Origin of the sequence: Streptomyces sp. NPDC046862, from assembly GCF_040704615.1 — a bacterium.
Taxonomy (GTDB): Bacteria; Actinomycetota; Actinomycetes; order Streptomycetales; family Streptomycetaceae; genus Streptomyces.
Genome location: NZ_JBEYXP010000007.1, coordinates 243,126 through 263,792 on the forward strand (window position 1 = coordinate 243,126; position 20,667 = coordinate 263,792).

Sequence of the window (20,667 nt, forward strand, 5' to 3'; positions counted from 1 at the left end):
TGGCGGCGTCACTTCACCTTGGCGGCGTCACGTCAACCTTGGCGGCGTCACGTCAACCTTGGCGGCGTCACGTCACCTTGGCCGCGTCGATCGTGCGGGTCGTGCCGTCCTTGAAGGTGAGGGTGAACGTTCCGGTGAGCAGGCCCGTGGGGTGGCCCTTCGGCCACCAGGCGGTCCACCGGCCGTCCTCCACCAGGGCGCGGATGGTCTTCCCCCGGTCGTGCAGGGTGACCTCCTTGACGTCGGAGCCCGCCGACCCGAGCGCGTAGTTCAGCAGTCCCTCGTCCTCGCCCCGGGAGCCGTAGGTGTCCAGGTCGATCTGGTCGGCGGGGAGCTTCACGACCGGGCTGACGGCCATCCCGATGCCGGAGCCGTCCGAACCCATCAGGCAGTACACGGCGTTGCCCGCCCGCGTGATGATCATGGAACCGACGGATCCGCGGATCTCCGCGTTGCTGATCCCGGGGCGGGCCCCGGCGCCGGCGAAGTCCTTCGTGAAGTCCAGGCACCGCTTCTCGGCGGCCGACCCTTCGCTGCTCGCGGGGTCCAGGCTGTGGGGAGAGCTGGTCCAGCTGGCCAGTTCCGACGAGGACAGCGGTCCGCCACCGCCGCGGAGCAGGCCACCCCCCAGCGTCGCCGCCACCACGGCCGCGCCCGCGGCGAGCGCGCCGACCGCCGTGAACGCGAGGCGCCGCACGAGCGGGCGGCGGAACGCGGCGCCGGCCGGGCGGCCGGGCTTCTCGGTGTCGCTCAGGATGGTCCGCAGCAGCCGCTCCTCGCGGTCGATGTCGGCGGCGGACGGTTCGGGGCGCGATGCGGCGTCGAGCTCCGCGAGGCGGGAGAGAAGGTCGTTGTTCATGAGTCTTCGGTTCCTGTTCAGTGCGTCGGGGCGAGGACGGGCGAGGCGGTGGATGCGGTGAGCCGGCCGGCGAGACGCCGCCTCGCGCGGGTCAGGCGCATGGCGTAGGCGGCGCGGGTGCAGCCGAGGACCTTCGCCGCGTCCTTGGCGGCGAGCCCCTCCCAGACGTGCAGCGCGAGGACCTCCTGGTCGGCCGGGAGCAGTTCCTTCCAGGCGGCGACGAGATCCATCCGGCTGTCCACCTGGGCCGTCGTGTCGAGCGCCCGGGCGTGGGAGCCGGTTTCGGTGGTCTGCTGGATGTGCACCACGAGCGCGGACTGCCGGCGCATGCCGCGGTGCGCGTTCAGCATCACCATGCGTGCCGTGCCGAACAGCCAGGGCCGCGGGTTCTCCGGCAGCTCGCGCCGGCGGCGCCACGCGGTGAGGAACGTCTCTCCGACGATGTCGTCGACGTTCATCGGGTGGGCACGCCGGCGCACGAACCGCAGCACGTCCTCGTAGTGCGCCCGGTACACGTCCGTGAACTGGGCCTTGGTCTCGATGGGCATGGCTTCCTTCCGTAGCTTCTGCCCCTACGTGTCCGCGACCGAGGCGTGTGCAACAGGAGTTGTGCGACAGGAGTTGCGACAGGAGTGAGGACGAGACCTTTCGCGCTACGACCCGATGACCGCGAGGTCCCGCGGGCCGCGCGGGTCGATCTCGTAGTGGGTGCCGAACTGGCTGCTGAAGCCGGTCACGCGCACCACGTCGCCCTGCTTCAGGCCGGAGACGTCGATGTCCGTCTCCACATTCACGAAGACCAGCAACTCGCCCGAACCGTCGTCGACGGAGAACTTGTAGCCGTAGGGGAGGTCGCTCGTCGGGGCCTGGGTGACCCTGCCGGCGACCGTGACGAGCCGCCCCTCGGTCCGCTCGCCCACCGCCGCGGTTCTGACCCACCTCGGTTTCACCGCCCGGCCCCGGTCGCCGAGCTCCACGTCGGACCGGCCGGACGGCACCAGGGTGAGCAGCCCCGACTTGTCCTGGAGCGTGCCGGTGACGCGCACGTGCCGATAGGGGGCCGCGTCCACGTCGGTCGGCAGGCTGACGTAGATGCCGGCGGTCCTGTCCTGGAGGCCGAAGCCCTGGTCGCCGAAGCTCGACGCGAAGGCTCCGGAGGGAGTGGTCACCGAACCCTCCACGGTGACCACCGTCCCGAGCGGCAGACCGCGGGCCCGGGCGACCGAGAGCGCTCCTGGCCGGGGTGTGGCGACCGCGGAACCGGCCCTCGGCCCGTCCGGCGCCTGGACGGCGGTCCGTTGCGCCGTGCAGCCTTCGGTCAGGCAGGGCTGGGCGGCGATCGGGGCGGCGGCGCCCAGCAGAGCGCCGGTGGTCAGCAGCGCGGCGGCAGCCGACCGGCCGATCCGGGACGACAGGAACATGCAGACACCTCACGAGGTTCCGATGATCAGGGATGATCAGGACAGGTTGACAGGTCCAGGCTGACACCGGTCCCACCGATCGCGCCGCGAAACACGGCCGTTCGGGTCCGGTGAGCGCGGTCCGGAGGGCCTACGGCCCGGGTGCGGTCGGCTGGTTTCCGTCACTCCGACGACCGAGCCGCCAAGCCCGACACACTGTCGCGTTCCCGGCCTCACCGCAGACAGGACGCCCATGTCGCGGCTCACTTCCCGGCTCCTACGCTCCCCGGCATGAGCCCTCAGTCGAATCCCGAGGTCGGCGCCGCCGTGAAGGCCGCGGACCGTGCGCATGTGTTCCACTCCTGGTCCGCGCAGGAGCTGATCGACCCGCTCGCCGTGGCCGGCGCGGAGGGTTCCCGCTTCTGGGACTACGACGGCAGGCGGTACCTGGACTTCAGCAGCGGGCTGGTGTTCACGAACATCGGCTACCAGCACCCGAAGGTCGTCGAGGCGATCCAGCGGCAGGCCGCGCACATGACCACCTTCGCGCCCGCGTTCGCGGTCGAGGCGCGGTCGGAGGCGGCGCGGCTCATCGCCCAGCGGACGCCGGGCGACCTTGACAAGATCTTCTTCACCAACGGCGGGGCCGACGCCGTCGAGCACGCCCTGCGCATGGCCCGCCTCCACACGGGCCGTCCGAAGGTGCTGTCCGCGTACCGCTCGTACCACGGCGGCACCCAGCAGGCCGTCAACGTCACAGGGGATCCGCGGCGTTGGGCGTCGGACAGCGGGACGGCGGGTGTCGTGCGCTTCTGGGCGCCGTTCCTGTACCGCTCGCGGTTCTACGCCGAGACCGAGGAGCAGGAGTGCGCGCGGGCGCTGGAGCACCTGGAGACGACCATCGCCTTCGAGGGGCCGGGCACCATCGCGGCGATCATCCTGGAGACCGTGCCGGGTACGGCCGGGATCATGGTGCCGCCGCCCGGATACCTCGCCGGTGTACGGGAGATCTGCGACCGGCACGGCATCGTCTTCGTCCTGGACGAGGTCATGACCGGCTTCGGGCGGACCGGCGAGTGGTTCGCGGCGGACCTGTTCGGTGTGGTGCCCGACCTGATGACCTTCGCCAAGGGCGTGAACTCGGGGTACGTGCCGCTCGGTGGCGTCGCCGTCTCCGAGAGGATCGCCGGGACGTTCGCCACGCGGCCCTACCCGGGCGGACTGACGTACTCCGGGCATCCGCTGGCCTGTGCGGCGGCCGTCGCCACGATCAATGTGATGGCCGAGGAGGGCGTGGTCGAGCACGCGGCCGATCTCGGGGTGCGCGTCCTCGGGCCGGGGCTGCGTGAGCTGGCCGAGCGGCATCCCTCGGTGGGCGAGGTGCGCGGGGTCGGCATGTTCTGGGCGCTGGACCTGGTGCGGGACCGGGGGACGAGGGAGCCGCTCGTGCCGTACAACGCGGCCGGTGACGCGGCCGCTCCCATGGGCGCGTTCGCCGCCGCCGCGAAGGCCAACGGTCTGTGGCCCTTCGTCAACATGAACCGCACCCACGTCGTGCCGCCGTGCACCATCACGGAGGCCGAGTTGAAGGAGGGGCTGGCGGGGCTGGACGCTGCGCTGACTGTTGCGGACCAGTACACGGAGTAGGACACCAGCAGAAGCAGCAAGGCAGGTTCGGGCGGGCCGGAGAATCGCGGCCCGCCCTTCCGTGTGATCCAGCTCATGCGGCGTGCCGTGAACACTGACGTACGAGGTCACGTGGCCTTCCCGAGCCACCCGCCAAAGTCGAAACCCGCGGGTAGGGACATTTGACTCTGTTGACCTCCCCTTTACCCCCGCCAAACTCCCGGAGGCCGGGACGGGAACACCCGATCCCGCATCCTGCGGCCCACCCGCACGGACCCCCCACCTCCGGGAGCCCCCCATGAAGAAGATCCGCCTCGTGGCCATCGGTTGTGCCCTCGCCACCGGTGGCGCCATCGTCACCCTGCTGCCCTCGGCCGACGCCGCCGAGGAGGAGAAGACCCCCGAGCAGATCGTGAGCATGTGTCAACGATCCGCGGTGCTCAACGGAAAACAGCAGTCGGTGAGCGACTTCGGCGGCGGCTTCGCGGACGGTTTCGCGGCCGACAACTGCGATTTCGTCGAGACGAAGTTCGAGACCTTCGACGGCCCCACGGACAAGGTCACCGTCGACTTCCCCAACTGTGAGCCGAACGCCACCGAACCGTCGAAGGTGACCACCGAGTACTCCCAGGCGGTGGCTCAGGGCCAGGGCAAGTACACCGTGACCCAGCAGGGCGCCGCCGGTGGTCTCTTCGGCGCGCTGAGCGGTTCCTGGCTGAAGCACAAGGCCACGCTGGACATGACCATCAAGTCGGCCACCGCGACCGAGTCGGAGCAGCGCGAAGTGCCCGTCGGGAAGATCCTGCACGTCACCTTCACGCCCAAGATGCAGCGCATGACCGGTGAATGGCGGGTGCGTATCGACGCCCGCGAGGCGACCACCGTCACCAACGCCACGCCCGAGAAGAACTTCGTGGCGGAGGACGTCGTCGAGGGCCCGGTCATCCGGCCGGGGGCCGCGGGCACGCCCGGACTCGTGGACGGCACCTCCAAGGCCGTACTCGAGGACTGCTGACTCCCACCCGCACCCGACCATCCGGTCACCCGACCGTCCGGCATCCCCTCACACCCAGCAGGAGACACGCATGACACGCACCGGGCGCCGCGGCAGCCACCGCGGCAAGAAGAAGCGCATCACCCTCGCCCTGGCACCGGTCGCGGCCCTCGGCCTGGCCGTCCCCCTGATGTACAGCGCGGGCGCCGCCACCCCCGACGAGGTGGCCACCGACTGCCGTACGGACTCCGACAAGCTGGAGAACTGCGAGTTCGTCGACGTCCAGAACAAAGCCGACAGCCTCGGCCCCAACGAGCGGGTCACCACGGTGACGGACAACTGCGGCATCAGCACCGCGGCGACGAAGACCTTCAGCGGCACCGCGTCCGTGACACGTGTCGTTCAGCTGGAGGACGGCTTCGCCGTGGACGGCGGTACGAAGCTGGGGAACTCGTTCTTCGAGATCGGCCTCAAGTTCAACACGCAGGAGATCAACATCAAGCGTGACGACACCACGTCCTCGTTCTCCTTCAGCAGAAGCGACACGGTGAAGGCCGACCACATCGCCTTCTTCATGTGGTCCCACAAGCGCACCGACGTGAGCGGCTTCCTCCGGGCCACCTACAAGGAGGAGCAGAACGGCCAGAAGGTGTTCTTCTCGCCCAGCGAGGGAGCGGCCACCGTGCACGTCTTCTATCCACAGCTGTTGAAGAACGGCACCCCGGACGGCCGCCTCTGGCTGCGCAACGTCAAGTGCGGCACCCCGCAGGCCGACGGCATCCTCAAGAACGGCAACAGCGTCCGCGCCGAACCCGGGTTCGAGGAGGGCGGCGCCAACGTCACCGACGTCGAGGTCCCGCTGTCCGAGGTCGACATCACGTAACCGTCCCGTGGAACCACCCCGGGCCGAGGGCAGGGGCCTCCCCCTCCCGCCCTCGGAGGCCCTCCGTGCGCGTACCCGCGCGGAGGGCCGTTCCCGTGGGCGCGTCAGCCCGTGTGCGCGTCAGCCCGTGTGCGCGTCACCCCACCGACTGCCCCCGCCGCGGTGTGACCCCGAGCCATAACAGGACGGCCTCCGTGCTGCCACGGACCCCCAACTTGGCGTAGATGTTGCTGAGGTTGTTCCGCACCGTCTTCTCGGTCAGGCTCAGCCGCCCGCCGATCTCCAGCGCGCCGAACCCGTTCGCCAGGAGGTCCATGATCTCCCGTTCCCGCGGCGACAGGGAGTGCCGGGGCATCTCCTCCGCGGAACTCTCCTCGGGCTCTGCGTCGCAGTTGACCCGTTTCAGCATGGTGGTGGCCCGCGGGGACAGGTGCGTATGCCCGTGCAGGGTGCCGCCCACGGCCGCCGACAGAGCGCTGCGGGTGAAGTCACCGGCGACCAGGTAGCTGGTGGCCCCGAGCCGGAAGGCGCCACCGACCTGGCTTATCTCGGCGGAGGGGCTGATGACGAGCACCGGCGGCACCACATGCCCGACGTGGTCGATCAACCGGGCCAGTTCCCTGGCCGGTTCCTCGCAGCACAGGACGATCGCGTGCCACGGTCTCGCCCTGAGTTCCCGGTACGGCGGTGCCACCCGGGTCACGGCCACCGAGGTGTAGGTGTCGAGCCAGTCGTCGTGCGTGAGGTCGTCGATACTGCAGGCCAGTGCCACCTCGGCGGTGTCGGTCTCGCGCAGAGCCGTGATGAGGCGCCTGGAAGTTCGCACTGCTCTGTCCTTCCGTCGGACCGGGGACACTTGTTAGTACGCGGCCGACACGGAACGTGCTCAAGCGTTCAAGAACTCGCATATGACACGGCCCGCCCGACCCCGCACACCGTTCGACCTCCGAGCAACCCCGAACGCGTAAGGTGGCGTGCTCGTAGAAAAGTACGTACGCACCCCCATACGAACGCGTAACCGCACCCGCAGACGTACCCGCACACCAAGGGGAGGGCCCCGACCATGCCCGGCACCGGTGGCGCCAGGCCGAGCCGCAACGGCAACGGCGCCGTGACCCGCAGCACCCTGCGACAGCAGATCGCGGACGCGCTCCGCGACGAGGTGCTGGCCGGCCGGCTCCAGCCGGGTCAGGAGTTCACGGTGAAGGAGATCGCCGACCAGTACGGCGTCTCCGCGACACCCGTCCGCGAGGCACTGGTCGACCTGTCGGCCCAGGGGCTGCTGGACGCGGTGCAGCACCGCGGATTCCAGGTCCACGAGTACTCCCTGACGGACTATCGGGAGATGATCGAGGCCCGCGCCATGGTCATCGACGGCATCTTCCGCGCCGACAAGGAGTACGACACCGGCCCCCGCACCGCCGCCGTGCTGTCCGCCGTGCGCCGTCGCGGCGAGGAGGCACAGCGCGCCGCCACCGCCGGCGACCTGACCATCCTCATCGGCTACGACCTGAGGTACTGGCGTGAGTTGAGCGACCTGTTCGGCAACCCGTACCTCGCGGACTTCCTGCACCGGCTGCGTGTGCAGGCCTGGGTGTGCGCGGTCCAGCACCTGCAACGCCTGTCCGACCTGCGCGGTCAACTGTGGGCCCGTCACACCGAGCTCGTCGACGCCCTCTCCCGTGGCGACGCGCAGGCCGCGCACGAGATCGTGACCGCCCACAACGCCCACTGCCTCGCCCTCGTCGAACGACTGGCGGCCGGATGAGCGGCGCGACGCGCGCCACCGGCGCGCACGAGGTGGACCTCTCGGTCGTCATACCCGCCTACAACGAGGAGAAGAGACTCGGTCCCACCCTCGACGCGATCACCCACCACCTCCGTGCCGCCGGCGACGGCACCACGTGGGAGGTCATCGTCGTCGACGACGGCTCCACCGACGGCACCCGGGACGTCGTCGCCGCCGCCACCGAGGCCGAGCCCCGCGTCCAGTTGGTCACCAGCCCGGCCAACCGCGGCAAGGGCAACGCCCTGCGCCTCGGTGTCTGCGCCTCCTACGGGCGCCGCGTGCTCGTCACGGACGCCGATCTGGCCGCCCCCATCGAGGAGTTGGAGCACCTCGACAAGGCGCTGGCGGACGGTCAGGCGGCGGCGATCGGCTCGCGCGCCACTCCGGGCGCCACCATCGAACGCCATCAGCACCCCGTGCGCGAGGCGTTGGGCCGGGCCGGCAACTTCCTCATACGGGGCCTCGCGGTCCCCGGGATACGCGACACGCAGTGCGGCTTCAAGCTGTTCGAGGGCGACCGGGCCCGTGAGGCCTTCGCCGCTTCCCGGCTCAACGGCTTCGGCATAGACATCGAGATACTCCAGCACTTCCGCCGCTCCGGCTGGCCGGTCGCCGAGGTCCCGGTCCGCTGGGCCCACCAGTCCGGGTCGAAGATCGGCCCCTGGGACTACGCGCGTGTACTGGCCGAACTCACCGTCCTCAAGGCCCGTTCGGTCCGCCGCGCCGACCTCCTCGCCGTCCTCGCCTTCGTGCTGATGGCGGTGCTCCTGTACGCCGGCCGCTGGATCGACCCCGACCACCGCTATCTGCCGGACTCCCTCCAGGACCAGAACCAGTGGGAGTGGTTCCTCGCGGTGACGGCCGACAACGTCGCCCACCTCCGCAACCCGCTCTTCACCGACCTCCAGGGCTTCCCCGACGGCGTGAACCTCATGGCCAACACGGTCATGCTGGGCCTGTCCGTCCCGTTCACCCCGATCACCCTCGCGCTCGGCCCGGCGGTCTCCCTGGCCCTGCTGATGACGCTGGGCCTCGCCGCGACGGCGACCGCCTGGTACTGGCTGATCGTCCGCCGCGTCGTACGCCACCGGGGTGCGGCCTTCGTCGGCGCCGCCCTCGCGACCTTCGCCCCGCCGATGGTCAGCCACGCCAACGCGCACCCGAACTTCGTCGTCCTGTTCATGATGCCGCTGATCATCGACCGGGCGCTCAGGCTGTGCGAGGGCACCCGGGTGCGGCGGGACGGCGTCGTGCTGGGCCTGATGGCGACGTATCAGATCTTCCTGGGCGAGGAGCCGTTGCTGCTCGCGGCGATGGGCATGCTGCTGTTCGCGGCGGCGTACGCGGTGGCCCGGCGGGACGTGGCGAAGGAGTCCTGGCTGCCCCTGCTCAAGGGCCTCGGGGTGGCCGCCCTGGTCTGTCTCCCCCTGGTCGCCTTCCCGCTCGCCTGGCAGTTCTTCGGCCCGCAGAGCTACAAGAGCGTGCTGCACGGCGACAACGCGGGCAACAGCCCCCTGGCGCTGTTCTCCTTCGCGGAACGCTCCCTGGTCGCGGGCGACGAGAAGACGGCGAGCGCCCTCGCCCTCAACCCCACCGAGCAGAACGCCTTCTACGGCTGGCCGCTGGCCGCACTCGCCTTCGCGATCGTCATCCGCCTGTGGGAGCGGACCCTTGTCAAGGCGCTGGCGTTCACGGGCGTGGCCGCGGCGCTGCTGTCCATGGGCCCGAAGGTCCGCATCCCGCTGACGGACACGGTGGTTCCGGGCCCCTGGGCGCTGCTCGCGAAGAAGCCCCTCTTCGAGTCGGTCATCGAGGGCCGCGTGGCCATGGTCTGCGCGCCCGTGCTGGGCGTGCTGCTGGCCCTCGCGATCGACGCCCTGGTGAAGTCACCGAACATCGGCACCCAGTTCGTGGGCTTAACCGCGGTCGCGGCCGCCCTGATCCCGATCGTCCCCGCCCCGCTGAAGTCGGTGGAGCGCTCCGAGGTGCCCGCCTTCATCGCGGACGGGACGTGGAAGTCGTACGTCGGAAAGGACGAGACCCTCGTACCGGTGCCGCTGCCCGACCCGGGCAACGCGGAGGCCCTGCACTGGCAGACCGCGGCGCACCTGCGGTTCCGTATCCCCGGCGGATACTTCAACGGCCCCTACGGCGAAGAGCGCATCGGCATCTACGGCGCCTCGCCCCGCTACACCTCGAATCTGCTGCGTGACGTGCGGTACTCGGGTTCCGTGCCCGAGATCGGCGACGACTGGCGGGCCCAGGCGCGCAAGGACTTCGCCTACTGGAAGGCGGGCGTGCTCGTGCTGGCCCCGCAGGGGTACGACGAGCAGCTGCGCGAAACCGTGGACAAGCTGGTGGGCCGGCCGGGTAAGTGGGTCGACGGGGTGTGGGTATGGGACCTGCACGAAGAGGGCTGAAAGGGGGCCGACACAAGAGGGGCCCAAGCCGCCCCCACCCATTACGCTTCCCTGACCACTGTGCGCCGAATTGCCTGCCCGCCGAATTGCCTGTCGCCCGTTACATGAGGAGCTCTCTGTTGGCTTGTGACCTGTGGCTGGTCCCGCTCGTCGACGTGTTGTGCCACACCCCCGACAACCCCTTCGCCGAGGAACTGGCGCTCTACAACAAGGTGCTCGGTGAGGCCGGGCTGCCGCCGGTGCCGGTGTACCAGTACATGCCGGGCCTGACCGGGGACGTGGCCCCGGTCGCGGGCTTCGACTACGACGCGCTGCACTTCCTGCGGAGGGCGTACCTGCTCCAGGTGTGCGGCCTCGCCGTGACCCCGGTCGACGAACTCGGCGGCGACTACGAACAACTCCTGGAGATGTTCGAGACGACGGCCCAGCAGTCGCACCTGGTCTGGCACTACGACCACGCGGGGGCGTACGTGCCCGTGGACTTCCCACACCCGCTGGCCAACGACGAGCTGCTGGCCGGAGGCGGTCCCCTGGGCTCCTCCCAGACCCTGCTGCGGGAGCTGGAGCTCGTGGCCCCCTCGATCGGCATCGACCCGGCGAACCCGCCCGTCGCACCCGACGCGCCGCTCGCCCCCACGGAGCTGGAGGAGCCGGCCGTGCCCGCCCCGTACGACCCGAGCCCCTTCGCCCGGGAACGGCATGTCTGGCTGGGGCTCCACGCCGCGGCGACGCGGAGCCTGGCCCAGGGGTCGATGATCGTGTTCAGCTGACTCGGTCTCCGTCGGCTCGGAGGGTCAGCGGATCTGCGACAGCCCCTTCTGCAGGTCGTCCTGGTTCATGACCGGGAAGACCTCGATCTCGGCGTTGAACTGGGAGAAGAACGGTTCGGCCGCCGGGGGCAGCTGCGAGCTGTCCTGCATGTCGAACACCAGGAAGCAGGTACGCCGACCCTCCTCGGGGCCGTAGTAGGCCGCCTCCGGCTGGAGACGCTCTATCGTCTCCTGGAGCAGTTCCGGCAGCTTGCCACTGCGGATGGCCTCGTTCGACTTCTCGGTCTCCATCGTGGCCTTCAGCATCACGCGCATCGCACTCACCTTCTTCCAGCGCGTACACCATCAGGATATGTCCGTCATACCGGACCATCTTCTTGATCACTCGAATGGGCGACGTACCGCATAGCCGGGGCGAACGCAGGGGAGATCACGGTCACCGTACCGTCACCATCCGTAACAACGGGGCCCTGTCATGCGCCAACTCGGCACCTTCACTTCGGCTTTTGCCGCGGGCACCCTGCTGCTTACCGCCGGACTGACCGCCTGCGCGAACACCGACGCCGCCCCTCACCCCTCTCCGGACGACGTCATCAAGGCCGCGACCCTGCACCTGACGGACGTCTGCCTCACCCGCCGGGGCCTCACTCCGCCCGTGCCCGGCCGTGGAAAGCCGTCGGCCGACGATCAAGAGCGCATCGCCGACGCCCTGTTCGGCGCGGGCAGGACGGAGCTGTCCGTGCGCCTGCCCACGGGGTACGTCGTCCGCGCCCACACCGACGGCTGCCTGGCCACCGCGCAACAGCGGCTGTACGGCGACCAGCGCCGCTGGTTCCGCTCCTCGGCGATCGTCAACAACCTCGGCCCCGAGGCCGCGCACACCCACAGCACACTCGCCGAGGTCCGGGCCCGGCACCGCGCCGAACTGGCCGACTGGCGCCGCCTGCGCGCCCACGCCCTGAAGTCCGCGAAGACGGTCCTCGCCACCGCCACCGCCATCGACCCGTCACCGAACCAGTGACCGCACCCGTCACCGCACCCGCCACCGAAGGGAACCGCCCACGCATGAACCGCCTCACCGCCCTCCTCGCCGCCACCCTGATCTCGGCGGGAGCCGTCCTGGCCACGTCCGCCACCGCGCAGGCGGCACCGTGCCGCAGCGGCTACTTCTGCGTCTGGACCGACGCCAACTTCGACGGCCTGAAGATCGAGCACAGCGGTGACGACCGCTGGTGGGAGGGCGACATGTACCACTACGACTCGTCCTGGGCCAACCACGGGGTCTCCGGCCCCGGCGTCCCCGACCACGTCAAGGTCTACTCGGGCCGCGAGCTCACCGGCCGCGTCACCCTCTGCCTCGCCCCCGGCCAGGAGATCGGCTACAACGCGGGCGCGAACGACCGGGGTGGCTCCCACACGTGGTCGGTGCGCTGCTGATCGGGGACTCGGACGCATGAAGGGCGCCCGCCTGGCGTGCGCCCTTCGTTGTGGGTCAGCGCTGACGCGGCAACCCGATGGTGCGTACGAGAGGCATCTCGGCGTACAGGCCGGGGTCGGCGGTCAGGACATGCCGTCCGTCGGGCCAGTCGACCGTGGGCCGGGACAGATGGACCGCGTGGCCGAGCCGCCACTCCACCCCGTCGCGCAGGAGTGCGCCCACCGTGGAGGCGCCCGCGAAGTCGAGCTCGACGATCTCGACGGCGGGCAGGGACCCGACGTGCTCGGCGAGCCCTTTGCGCATACCGTCGGCGGCGGCCAGACAGAGTGCCGGAACGAACACATGGCGGGTCGGTCCATGCTCGGCGTTCGAGACGAACTGTGAGGCGAGCGAGTTCCCGGACCCAAGAGCCAACAGAGCGGACTCGTCGAAGACGACGCCGGTCGACCCGGCTGTCCCCCCGCTCACAGGCTGTCCACCGACCGGTCGGCCTCCAGGTCCTGCCACACCTTCTCGACCCGGTCGTGATCCTCGTCCGTGAGCGTCACACCGAAGTGCGTCTCGCAGTACGCCTTGGTCTCCTCGTACCGCTTCCGGAGCTCCTCCTTCGTCGGCGTGGCCCCCGCCAGCTCGGCGATCAGGTCGCGCATGGTCATCCCCCGCTCGCGGGCGAGCACCATGAGGCGGTCGCGGACAGCGGGATCGACCTTGACGGTGGTGTCAGCCATGACGGCAGTATACCTCCGGTATACCGTCTCGGGCCTGTCAAGCAACGCAGGCATTGCACCCTTCCACTGGATCGGATCATCCCGCCGCACGGGTGTGCGACGGGAGCCTGTGTGCGCCTACGCGGCCGCCGCCCGTCCCTGCAGCAGGGCCCGGAACAGTTCCCCGCCCCGCCGCGCGACCTCCCGCCAGCTGAAGGCGCTCGGCCTTCGGGCGCTCTCGACCTCGACGGTGACGGCGGGCACGGCGGTCCGCACCACCGGGCGCCTGCGCCGCAGACGGTCCTCGATGACGGCCCTCGCCGAGGGCACCTGCCGCAGCCAGCCGTCCGTCAGCGCCGCCCGCACCTGGGCACTCGTCGCGCCCAAGTGCCACCACTCCTCGACGAGTGGCGCGAGTCGCCGCGCCTCGGCGGCACTGAGGGCGAGCCGGTAGTCGACCCGCGCGAGCGAGAGGAGCAGTCGCGTGGCGAGCATGGTGCGCCTGCTCGGCGCATGCCGGCGTTCAACTTTTTCGGTTTCACCCATAGGTGACTCAGCTTCGAACGGGGCGTCGAACACCTCGTAAACGGCGACGAGTTGGCCCGCCCCCGCTCCCGCGCACACCACCCGCCGCAGATATCGCCGTTCCTCCAGCTCACGCAGGGCGGCGGCGATCCGTGACCGCCCTTCCGGACGGTGCTCGGCGAGCGTACGGAGGGTGACGCGGGCCTGGTTCGGGAGGGTCAGCAGGTACATCAGTACGCTCACCGCACACCAGGAGATGCTCCGGTCGCGGAGGAGAGCGGGCGAGAAGCCTGAAAAGGCGCGCGCGGGCGCCGTACCATGGGCACGCATTGGGAGGTCGATGCTCCTGATGTCGAGCCCCCGGGTGTTGGCGCACCGCGGGGGTATTTCGTTTACTGCGGTGACTCTATGGCCACGGAGAGCAACGAGCGCAAGTCGGAACGGCCTTTTCCTGGGCGGACGTTCGCGCATTTCACTCCGGGGAGTGAAGGACGGCGCGCAGGAGCATCACATGGACGAAGTGGTCGGCGGCCGTCGGGCGATAACGCCAAGTCAGCGGCCAGGTGGGACCGTTGAGCGCCGGGACCGGGATGTACGAAATGCGGTTCGGGCTGGCGGTGAGGCGGGTGACTCCGTCCGGCCAAGCACGATGGGACGTGCTGCCGACGGGCACGAGGAAGTAGACCGCGCGCCGGCCGTTGGCCTCCTCGACGATCGGCCCGGGCCTCCCGCCCGTCATCCGTGCGAGATGGTCGGCGAGGGCGCGACCGTGGTCGCCGACGACCCGGACCGCATCGAACTGGACGCCCGCCTTGCGGAGTTGGATGCCCGTGCGAGGGACCCACTCCAGGTCACTTTGCGTGTTCATGGGGCCAGTCTCCGCAGGCCGGACTACCGTCGTCCATAACTCCGTGTCAACCGTTCATTACGGTAGGAAATCGGCACGGATCAGTTGTGACCGGTTGAGTTCGGTTGAGTCCGGGGGTGACCGTATGGCGCGGGTGGAGAACAAGGCGGAGGCGAGCGGAACGGCGTATCTGATCGCCACCCTCGCGAAGGCGCTGCGCGAGCAACAGCAGCTGTCGCAGGAGGAGCTGGGCAAGAAGATCGGCTACACGGGGTCTGCGGTCAGCGCGATGGAGACGTGTGCGCAGCCGGCCAGTGACCAGATGCTGGTCAGGCTGGAGGAGGTGATCGGGGCGGGGTTGGGGGTGTTCGAGAAGGCGCGGGAGTGCGTGCGGTTGGACAAGTACCCCGCGCAGTTCAAGAACTTCGCGCCGCTGGAGCAGAAGGCACTGACTCTCCAGTCGTACGCCACGCTGGTCATCCACGGCCTCTTCCAGACCGAGGCATACGCCCGCGCGCTGATCGGCGGAGGCTATCCACCGCTCTCGGAGCAACGCGTCGCGGAACTGGTCGAAGCGCGCATGGTCCGCAAGGCGCTGCTGAACCGGGACCCGCCTGCTCTGATCGAGGTCGTACTTGACGAGGCCACCTTGCTGCGCAAAGTGGGCAGCGAGGAGATCATGCGTCAGCAACTCCTTTACCTCGTCGAGTGTGCCCAGCGGCGCAACGTGACACTCCAGGTGATGCCGTTGGCCAGAGGGCTGCGTGGAGAACACGCGGGCCTTCATGGAGAGATCACCTTGTTGGAGACGCCCGGCCACGAGCGCCTCGTCTACGTACAGCCCCAGGACGAAAGCCTGCTGATCAGCGACCCGGCAAAGGTGACGACATACAACCACCGTTATGCGAAGATCCGGGCACAGTCCCTGGGCCCGGACGAATCGCTGGGACTCATCAAGCAGTTGGCAGGAGAGCAACCATGATCGGCACCCTGCGGTGGTTCAAGTCCAGCTACAGCAATGCGAGCGGCGGCGAATGCCTCGAAGTCGCCCACGATCGCGAACTCCGCACCACCCACATACGCGACTCCAAGAACCCCACCGGCCCCGCTCTCACCGTCTCCGGGGCAGCCTGGTCCGGGTTCCTCGCGCTGGCGGGCACCCCCACCACTCCCTAGTCGACCCGAAAAGATGTGTCACTTTCGCCGAAACCGTCACATCTTCTCGTGGCAACACCCCCACACCGGGTGACCTGCGACCGAATCTCGGCCATCGCCCGCCCGGCTGCGCGACGCTGATCCCCATGAGTGGCTTCCTCAACGTCAAGGCGCCGCCCGGGATGGGCACGGTGCATCGGGCGACCCTGGACGCGCTGGCACGGTACGGACCCCGGCGCGCCGGAATGACACAGATCGCGCGCCTCGCCGACACCAACCGGCCCTATCTCTACCGGAACTGGGCGAGTCGCGATGCGCTGGTCCGCGAGGTCACACGGAGGGAGCTGAAGCGACTGCTGTCCGTGGCGCGCGACGTGATGGAGCCCTTGCCGTCTCGTTGCCTGGGAGCGCTCATCGTGGTGCGTGCGGCGCGTCTCGTGCGGGAGCATCCGGTCGTCAGGACGATGGCGCGCACCTGTCCGGAACTGGTGCACACCGCGATCCTGACGCCGCGCACCGACTGGCACCTGATGGCGTGGGAGTGGCTGCGCAACCACGTGACCGTGCATCTCGCGGCAGGCGCGGAGCAGGACAGGGCCACCCTGGCCGTCCTCACGACCGCGCTCCCCTACGCCCTCACTCCGCCCGTCGGCTCCTCGGATCCAGCGGAACGCGCCAGGATCGACGCCCGGCTGAACACGGCCGTGCACTCCTGCCTCAGCGCTCCTCACCCGTGCACCGACTGCTGACACGATCAGTCGCTCCATGGGCATGGGTTCAAGGCGCTTGCTGACCAGCACAAAGTGATGGGCACTGCAGTATGGTTCGTGGGGTGGGAAACATCGTCATGCCGCATTCGACCGCACGGCGATGGGTTGCCGGATGCGCCCTGGCGGCGTCGGTGTTCCTCCTCGTCTCGTGCACGTCGGACACCAGTGACGGGAAGCCGGCCAAGACGCCCTCGCTGCCCGCTTCGAGTTCCTCCCGGGCAGCAGCCGGTTCCGCAGAAGAGCGCCAGAAGGAGCAGGCCCAGACCGCCCTCGCCGCGGTTCGGACCGGGCAGTTGGCCGAGTCCGGCGCGGAACGTCTGACCAACGGCATTCACACCGAACCCAGCCTGCAAGCGGGCAAGAACTTCGAGCTCAAACTGGTCTGCGTCGGCCACGGCACGGCGCATCTGAGTTTCAAGCCGACGGATACCGGCACACCGGCCAAGGTTCCTTGTGATCAGTCCGTGGTCCGGCAGCGGATCACCGCAGGCAAGCAGATCCACATCGGCGTCGATGCCACCCAAGGATCGAACGGCGTGATCGCCTGGGAGATCGACTCCATCTGACACAGGCGTAGCGGCCGTCGGAGGTCACGCTGATCGACGGGACCTCGCGGTCGAGCCGTAGCGGGTCGCGTCCACGCCGGGCCCGTGATGCGGATGCCGATGCGCGGAATCCGCCCGCAGCCAAGGCGAGCCGAACCGAACAGGACCCAGCCGAGTCAGCCCGCCGCTTCGACGTACGACGCCAGGTTGGCCAGCGAGGAGGCGATCCCGGCCTCGTGGTCCGTCTGGTCGATGCCGGGTGGTACGTCCGTGGCGGTGACGGTCACCTCGGTCACGTCGCCGGCGGCGGCGAGGTGCCAGGTCATCGTCATGGTGCCCGCGTACGACGGGTCGTCGGACTCGAACACCGCCCTCTGCACCACACACTCCGCCGGGACCAGGTCGGCGAACCCGACGTCGACGACATCCGTCGCGTCCGAGGTCTTGCCGGGGCTGTCGGTGGGGTCGAGGTAGGTCAGGACCATCCGGAACCCGCCACCGGGCCGGGGATCCCACTGTTCGATCCGCCCGCGCATGCCGTCCGGCGGCATCCACGCCTCGAGGGACTCCCGGTCGAGGAGGGCGCCGTAGACAGTCGCCGGTGGTGCGCTGATCACCCTGCTGGCACGGTCGGTCCTGGGCATGGCCCGAATTCTAGGGCCCGAGGGTCGGCCTGGCCGCCCCTTACGTCGACTCCCGCACCACCAGTCGGCACGGCACCGTGTGCGCCCCGGGAGCCACGTCGTCCTCGATGGCCTCCAGGAGGCGCAGCGCGGCGATGCGGCCGATCTCGGCGAGGTTCATGTCGACGGTGGTGAGGGGCGGGCGGGAGGCGAGGGCCATGGTGTCCCAGTTGTCGTAGCCGACGACAGCGATGTCACCGGGGACGCCGACGCCCCGCTCCCGCAGGGCGTCGGCGACGCCACGGGCGATCTGGTCGTTGCCGCAGAAGAAGGCGTCCGTGTCCGGGGCGGTGCGCAGCACGGCGTCGGCGGCGCGGCGGCCCCAGGCCTCGCTCCACTCACCGAAGTGGACCCGCCCGGTCGACAGGCTGAGCCCGGCCCCGTCGAGGTGGTCCACGGCGTGGCGGGCCCGGTCGCGGGCGGCCGCATGGTGTTCCGGGCCGGTGACGTGGGCGATCCGGGTGCGGCCACCCGCCAGCAGGTGGTCGACGGCGAGCGCGGTCCCGCCCGGGTCGTCGGAGACGACGGAGGTGTCGGCGGGGTCCGTGGACGGCGAGAGCGCGTAGACCACGGGTATGTTCTCCAGGCCGTCGACGCTGGTCAGCGGTGGGCGCGCGTCGGTGCGGCGACCGGTGACGATGATGCCGTCCACCCGGCGGTCCAGCAGGTTGCGCAGGTGGTGCTGCTCCCGGATGGTGTCGCCGCGCGTGTCGCAGAGCAGGACCGAGATCTTGCCGGCGCCGAGCGCGTCCTCGGCGCCCAGCAGCACGGGGGTGCTGAAGCGGCCGATGCCGTCCGTCGTCACCAGGCCGACCGTCCAGCTCCGCCCGGTGTGCAGGCTCTGCGCGTGCTGGTTGGGACGGAACCCGAGCGTCGCCACGGCGTCGAGCACCCGCTGCCGGGTTTCCGGGCGCATCCGCCCGCTGCCGTTCAGCGCCTTGGAGGCGGTGCCCACGCTGACGCCCGCGAGGGCGGCGACGTCGGCGAGCCTGGCACGGCCGGCGGGGGAAGAGCCTGGAGCACCTGCGGGAGCGGTCACTGAGCAAACCTTTTCCTGGGGATGATCGGCGCGTCCCATCGTGGCAGGCCCGGAAGTTGAGCGCCAGCCCGTGGGCAACAGAGCAAGGGCAAAGGAAAAATATACCGCCGCGAGCCTTGACCGCGGCCCCCTCCTACCCTCTATTTTCTCGCCAGGAAAACGATTGCTCAATTGAGCTCCGCTTCCTCCCTCCCACCGGTCCGCCCGCCTGCCGCCGTACACCCCCGGAGAGCCATGCCCCGCACACGCTCCGCCCTGCCCCCCACCGGCCCCGTCCGTCTAGGGCCGGAAGCCCGTACCGCGCTGCGCCCCGCCACCGCCGGTATCGACGCGGGCTTCTGGCACACCCGGCGCACGGTCAACGCGCGCACCTCCGTGCCGCAGGGTCCCGAACTGCTCCGGGTGGCGGGAAACCTGCACAACCTGCGGCTCGCCGCCCCAGCACCGGAGGCGCTGTCGGACGCGGCGGTCGAGGGCGAGTTCCAGGGCGCGTACCCGTTCGTCGACACGGACGTCTACAAGTGGCTGGAGGCCGCCTCCTGGCAGCTCGCCCAGGGGTCCGACGAGGACCTGCAAGCGCACGTCGACCGGATCGTCGCCCTGGTGGCCGCCGCCCAGCAGCCCGACGGCTACCTCAACACCTGGTTCCAGCTGCTCAAGGGCGGCGAGCGGTACAAGGACCTGCGCTGGGGCCACGAGCTGTACTGCGCGGGACATCTGATCCAGGCCGCCGTCGCCCATCACCGGGCCACCGGCCGCCCCGAACTCCTCGGCGTCGCCCGCCGCTTCGCCGACCACATCGACTCCGTCTTCGGCCCGCCCGGCAGCGGCAAGGAGATCGACGGCATCGACGGCCACCCCGAGGTGGAGACGGCCCTCGTCGAGCTGTACCGGGAGACCGGCGAGCGCCGCTACCTGGACCTGGCCGGCTACTTCGTCGACCGCTACGGCCACGGCCTGCTCGGCGGCGAGGCGTACTGCCAGGACCGGATCCCCGTGCGCGAGGCCGAGAACGTCGAGGGTCACGCCGTACGCCAGCTGTATCTGCTGGCCGGCGCGACCGACCTGGCCACCGAGACCGGGGACGCCGGACTGCGTGCCGCCGCCGAACGGCTCTGGCGGGCCATGACCACCACCAAGACCCACATCACCGGCGGCCTCGGCGCCCACCACGACAAGGAGGACTTCGGCGACCCGTACGAGCTGCCCAACGAGCGCGCGTACTGCGAGACCTGCGCCGCCATCGCCTCCGTCCAGTGGAGCTGGCGCATGGCCCTGCTCACCGGCGAGGCCCGCTACGGCGACCTGATCGAACGCACCCTGTACAACGGCTTCCTCGCCGGTGTCTCCCTGGACGGCGAGAGCTGGCTGTACGTCAACCCGCTCCAGGTCCGCGACGGCCACACCGACCCCGGCGGCGACCAGTCGGCCCGCCGCACCCGCTGGTTCCGCTGTGCCTGCTGCCCGCCCAACGTGATGCGGCTGCTGGGCAGCCTGGAGCACTACCTCGCCACGAGCGACGAGGGCGGCCTGCAGATCCACCAGTACGTCACCGGCTCCTACACCGCCGAGGGCATCTCCGTCCGCGCGGAGACCGACTACCCCTGGCACGGCACGATCGCCTTCACCGTCGAGGCGACTCCCGAGGAGACCCCCGAGGAGACCCCCGCCGGCCGGCCCTGGACGCTGTCGCTGCGCATCCCGCACTGGTGCCGCGAGTTCCGCGTGCGGTGCGCGGAGCGGACGTACGACCAGACCGACGCGCCCGTCACCGACGGCTGGCTGCGGCTGGAGCGCACCTGGGCCCCCGGCGACCAGGTCGTCCTCGAACTCGGCCTGGAGCCACGGCTGACCGCGGCCGACCCGCGCGTGGACGCCGTGCGTGGCTGCGTCGCGATCGAACGCGGACCGCTCGTCCACTGCCTGGAGCAGGTCGACCACCACGGCGGCGGCCTGGACGACGTCGTCCTCGACCCCACCCGTCCGCTCGCCGTGAAGCACCGCCCGGACCTGCTCGGCGGGGTCACGACGGTCGTGGCCGCCGGTCGGCGCCGGCACATCCCGGACGCGGGCTGGTGGCCGTACACCGCGGCCGAAGGCCCCTCCCAGCAGGACGGCGAACCCGTCGAGCTGACCGCCATCCCCTACTACGCCTGGGCCAACCGCGAGGACGGCAGCATGCGCGTCTGGCTCCCCACCTCCTGAGCGCCTGCCACC

24 protein-coding genes are annotated in these 20,667 nt (G+C 70.1%); 13 read left to right on the forward strand and 11 right to left on the reverse strand.

What is annotated here, in order from left to right:
* Positions 1-67 precede the first annotated feature (67 nt).
* The 3 genes from AB0959_RS10455 to AB0959_RS10465 all read right to left on the reverse strand — a co-directional run bounded on the left by AB0959_RS10455 (position 68) and on the right by AB0959_RS10465 (position 2,280).
* Positions 68-859, reverse strand: coding sequence for a hypothetical protein (locus AB0959_RS10455; protein ID WP_366825922.1), 792 nt, complete (start codon positions 857-859; stop codon positions 68-70).
* A 17-nt stretch (positions 860-876) separates the two neighbouring features.
* Positions 877-1,407 (reverse strand): sigma-70 family RNA polymerase sigma factor, encoded by a 531-nt coding sequence (locus tag AB0959_RS10460; protein ID WP_366825923.1) that lies wholly within the window; start codon positions 1,405-1,407, stop codon positions 877-879.
* Positions 1,408-1,512: 105 nt separating this feature from the next.
* Positions 1,513-2,280: a hypothetical protein gene (locus tag AB0959_RS10465; RefSeq protein WP_366825924.1), complete on the reverse strand. Its 768-nt coding sequence runs from the start codon at positions 2,278-2,280 to the stop codon at positions 1,513-1,515.
* Between the two features lie 270 nt (positions 2,281-2,550).
* On the opposite strand from AB0959_RS10465, the gene AB0959_RS10470 reads away from it, so the two are divergent.
* From AB0959_RS10470 to AB0959_RS10480, 3 genes are all read left to right on the forward strand, one after another.
* Positions 2,551-3,906, forward strand: a complete 1,356-nt coding sequence (locus AB0959_RS10470; protein ID WP_366825925.1) for an aspartate aminotransferase family protein — start codon at positions 2,551-2,553, stop codon at positions 3,904-3,906.
* 277 nt (positions 3,907-4,183) lie between these two features.
* The gene (locus AB0959_RS10475; RefSeq protein ID WP_366825926.1) at positions 4,184-4,900 is read left to right on the forward strand and encodes a hypothetical protein; all 717 of its coding nucleotides are present in this window, start codon (positions 4,184-4,186) and stop codon (positions 4,898-4,900) included.
* A 70-nt stretch (positions 4,901-4,970) separates the two neighbouring features.
* Complete coding sequence (locus AB0959_RS10480) at positions 4,971-5,762, forward strand: hypothetical protein (RefSeq protein ID WP_366825927.1); 792 nt, start codon at positions 4,971-4,973, stop codon at positions 5,760-5,762.
* A gap of 136 nt (positions 5,763-5,898) precedes the next feature.
* Here AB0959_RS10480 and AB0959_RS10485 read toward each other — a convergent pair whose 3' ends face one another.
* Positions 5,899-6,588, reverse strand: a complete 690-nt coding sequence (locus tag AB0959_RS10485) for a response regulator transcription factor (protein WP_366825928.1) — start codon at positions 6,586-6,588, stop codon at positions 5,899-5,901.
* 237 nt (positions 6,589-6,825) lie between these two features.
* On the opposite strand from AB0959_RS10485, the gene AB0959_RS10490 reads away from it, so the two are divergent.
* From AB0959_RS10490 to AB0959_RS10500, 3 genes are all read left to right on the forward strand, one after another.
* A complete protein-coding gene (locus tag AB0959_RS10490; RefSeq protein WP_366825929.1) occupies positions 6,826-7,530 on the forward strand; it encodes a GntR family transcriptional regulator in 705 nt (234 codons plus the stop codon).
* Positions 7,527-9,971, forward strand: a complete 2,445-nt coding sequence (locus AB0959_RS10495) for a dolichyl-phosphate beta-glucosyltransferase (protein ID WP_366825930.1) — start codon at positions 7,527-7,529, stop codon at positions 9,969-9,971. The genes AB0959_RS10490 and AB0959_RS10495 overlap by 4 nt, the downstream gene beginning before the upstream one ends.
* A 119-nt stretch (positions 9,972-10,090) precedes the next feature.
* Positions 10,091-10,741, forward strand: coding sequence for a hypothetical protein (locus AB0959_RS10500; protein WP_366825931.1), 651 nt, complete (start codon positions 10,091-10,093; stop codon positions 10,739-10,741).
* 24 nt (positions 10,742-10,765) lie between these two features.
* On the opposite strand, the gene AB0959_RS10505 is transcribed toward AB0959_RS10500, so the two are convergent.
* Positions 10,766-11,056, reverse strand: coding sequence for a DUF3303 family protein (locus AB0959_RS10505; protein ID WP_366825932.1), 291 nt, complete (start codon positions 11,054-11,056; stop codon positions 10,766-10,768).
* A 160-nt stretch (positions 11,057-11,216) separates the two neighbouring features.
* Here AB0959_RS10505 and AB0959_RS10510 point away from each other — a divergent pair, with 160 nt between their 5' ends.
* On the forward strand, positions 11,217-11,762 hold the full coding sequence (locus AB0959_RS10510) for a hypothetical protein (protein ID WP_366825933.1): 546 nt from the start codon (positions 11,217-11,219) through the stop codon (positions 11,760-11,762).
* 44 nt (positions 11,763-11,806) lie between these two features.
* Complete coding sequence (locus tag AB0959_RS10515; RefSeq protein ID WP_366825934.1) at positions 11,807-12,178, forward strand: peptidase inhibitor family I36 protein; 372 nt, start codon at positions 11,807-11,809, stop codon at positions 12,176-12,178.
* A 55-nt stretch (positions 12,179-12,233) separates the two neighbouring features.
* On the opposite strand, the gene AB0959_RS10520 is transcribed toward AB0959_RS10515, so the two are convergent.
* The 4 genes from AB0959_RS10520 to AB0959_RS10535 form a co-directional block, all read right to left on the reverse strand.
* The gene (locus AB0959_RS10520) at positions 12,234-12,647 is read right to left on the reverse strand and encodes a hypothetical protein (protein WP_366825935.1); all 414 of its coding nucleotides are present in this window, start codon (positions 12,645-12,647) and stop codon (positions 12,234-12,236) included.
* A complete protein-coding gene (locus AB0959_RS10525; RefSeq protein WP_366825936.1) occupies positions 12,644-12,907 on the reverse strand; it encodes a hypothetical protein in 264 nt (87 codons plus the stop codon). Before AB0959_RS10525 ends, AB0959_RS10520 begins: the two co-directional genes overlap by 4 nt.
* Before the next feature lie 117 nt (positions 12,908-13,024).
* On the reverse strand, positions 13,025-13,654 hold the full coding sequence (locus AB0959_RS10530; RefSeq protein WP_366825937.1) for a hypothetical protein: 630 nt from the start codon (positions 13,652-13,654) through the stop codon (positions 13,025-13,027).
* 229 nt (positions 13,655-13,883) lie between these two features.
* Positions 13,884-14,279 carry a hypothetical protein gene (locus tag AB0959_RS10535; RefSeq protein ID WP_366825938.1) on the reverse strand — a complete coding sequence of 132 codons (396 nt, stop codon included), beginning with the start codon at positions 14,277-14,279 and terminating at the stop codon, positions 13,884-13,886.
* Between the two features lie 124 nt (positions 14,280-14,403).
* On the opposite strand from AB0959_RS10535, the gene AB0959_RS10540 reads away from it, so the two are divergent.
* The 4 genes from AB0959_RS10540 (at position 14,404) to AB0959_RS10555 (ending at position 16,749) form a co-directional block, all read left to right on the forward strand.
* Complete coding sequence (locus AB0959_RS10540) at positions 14,404-15,240, forward strand: helix-turn-helix transcriptional regulator (RefSeq protein WP_366825939.1); 837 nt, start codon at positions 14,404-14,406, stop codon at positions 15,238-15,240.
* Positions 15,237-15,434 (forward strand): DUF397 domain-containing protein, encoded by a 198-nt coding sequence (locus tag AB0959_RS10545; RefSeq protein WP_366825940.1) that lies wholly within the window; start codon positions 15,237-15,239, stop codon positions 15,432-15,434. The genes AB0959_RS10540 and AB0959_RS10545 overlap by 4 nt, the downstream gene beginning before the upstream one ends.
* A gap of 125 nt (positions 15,435-15,559) precedes the next feature.
* Entirely contained in the window at positions 15,560-16,162 is a 603-nt protein-coding gene (locus AB0959_RS10550; protein WP_366825941.1) for a TetR/AcrR family transcriptional regulator, read from the forward strand.
* A gap of 83 nt (positions 16,163-16,245) precedes the next feature.
* Positions 16,246-16,749 (forward strand): hypothetical protein, encoded by a 504-nt coding sequence (locus AB0959_RS10555; RefSeq protein WP_366825942.1) that lies wholly within the window; start codon positions 16,246-16,248, stop codon positions 16,747-16,749.
* A gap of 155 nt (positions 16,750-16,904) precedes the next feature.
* Here AB0959_RS10555 and AB0959_RS10560 read toward each other — a convergent pair whose 3' ends face one another.
* Both AB0959_RS10560 and AB0959_RS10565 read right to left on the reverse strand, forming a co-directional pair.
* On the reverse strand, positions 16,905-17,372 hold the full coding sequence (locus AB0959_RS10560; protein WP_366825943.1) for an SRPBCC family protein: 468 nt from the start codon (positions 17,370-17,372) through the stop codon (positions 16,905-16,907).
* Positions 17,373-17,412: 40 nt separating this feature from the next.
* Complete coding sequence (locus tag AB0959_RS10565) at positions 17,413-18,450, reverse strand: LacI family DNA-binding transcriptional regulator (RefSeq protein WP_366825944.1); 1,038 nt, start codon at positions 18,448-18,450, stop codon at positions 17,413-17,415.
* A gap of 234 nt (positions 18,451-18,684) precedes the next feature.
* Here AB0959_RS10565 and AB0959_RS10570 point away from each other — a divergent pair, with 234 nt between their 5' ends.
* A complete protein-coding gene (locus tag AB0959_RS10570; RefSeq protein ID WP_366825945.1) occupies positions 18,685-20,655 on the forward strand; it encodes a beta-L-arabinofuranosidase domain-containing protein in 1,971 nt (656 codons plus the stop codon).
* Positions 20,656-20,667: the final 12 nt, after the last annotated feature.

Bases quoted from the DNA above. Each gene is read 5' to 3' on its own strand.
- AB0959_RS10455 (WP_366825922.1), bottom strand. From the start codon at position 859: ATGAACAACGACCTTCTCTCCCGCCTCGCGGAGCTCGACGCCGCATCG.
- AB0959_RS10460 (WP_366825923.1), bottom strand. From the start codon at position 1,407: ATGCCCATCGAGACCAAGGCCCAGTTCACGGACGTGTACCGGGCGCAC.
- AB0959_RS10465 (WP_366825924.1), bottom strand. From the start codon at position 2,280: ATGTTCCTGTCGTCCCGGATCGGCCGGTCGGCTGCCGCCGCGCTGCTG.
- AB0959_RS10470 (WP_366825925.1), top strand. From the start codon at position 2,551: ATGAGCCCTCAGTCGAATCCCGAGGTCGGCGCCGCCGTGAAGGCCGCG.
- AB0959_RS10475 (WP_366825926.1), top strand. From the start codon at position 4,184: ATGAAGAAGATCCGCCTCGTGGCCATCGGTTGTGCCCTCGCCACCGGT.
- AB0959_RS10480 (WP_366825927.1), top strand. From the start codon at position 4,971: ATGACACGCACCGGGCGCCGCGGCAGCCACCGCGGCAAGAAGAAGCGC.
- AB0959_RS10490 (WP_366825929.1), top strand. From the start codon at position 6,826: ATGCCCGGCACCGGTGGCGCCAGGCCGAGCCGCAACGGCAACGGCGCC.
- AB0959_RS10495 (WP_366825930.1), top strand. From the start codon at position 7,527: ATGAGCGGCGCGACGCGCGCCACCGGCGCGCACGAGGTGGACCTCTCG.
- AB0959_RS10505 (WP_366825932.1), bottom strand. From the start codon at position 11,056: ATGCGCGTGATGCTGAAGGCCACGATGGAGACCGAGAAGTCGAACGAG.
- AB0959_RS10510 (WP_366825933.1), top strand. From the start codon at position 11,217: ATGCGCCAACTCGGCACCTTCACTTCGGCTTTTGCCGCGGGCACCCTG.
- AB0959_RS10515 (WP_366825934.1), top strand. From the start codon at position 11,807: ATGAACCGCCTCACCGCCCTCCTCGCCGCCACCCTGATCTCGGCGGGA.
- AB0959_RS10525 (WP_366825936.1), bottom strand. From the start codon at position 12,907: ATGGCTGACACCACCGTCAAGGTCGATCCCGCTGTCCGCGACCGCCTC.
- AB0959_RS10535 (WP_366825938.1), bottom strand. From the start codon at position 14,279: ATGAACACGCAAAGTGACCTGGAGTGGGTCCCTCGCACGGGCATCCAA.
- AB0959_RS10540 (WP_366825939.1), top strand. From the start codon at position 14,404: ATGGCGCGGGTGGAGAACAAGGCGGAGGCGAGCGGAACGGCGTATCTG.
- AB0959_RS10545 (WP_366825940.1), top strand. From the start codon at position 15,237: ATGATCGGCACCCTGCGGTGGTTCAAGTCCAGCTACAGCAATGCGAGC.
- AB0959_RS10550 (WP_366825941.1), top strand. From the start codon at position 15,560: ATGAGTGGCTTCCTCAACGTCAAGGCGCCGCCCGGGATGGGCACGGTG.
- AB0959_RS10560 (WP_366825943.1), bottom strand. From the start codon at position 17,372: ATGCCCAGGACCGACCGTGCCAGCAGGGTGATCAGCGCACCACCGGCG.
- AB0959_RS10570 (WP_366825945.1), top strand. From the start codon at position 18,685: ATGCCCCGCACACGCTCCGCCCTGCCCCCCACCGGCCCCGTCCGTCTA.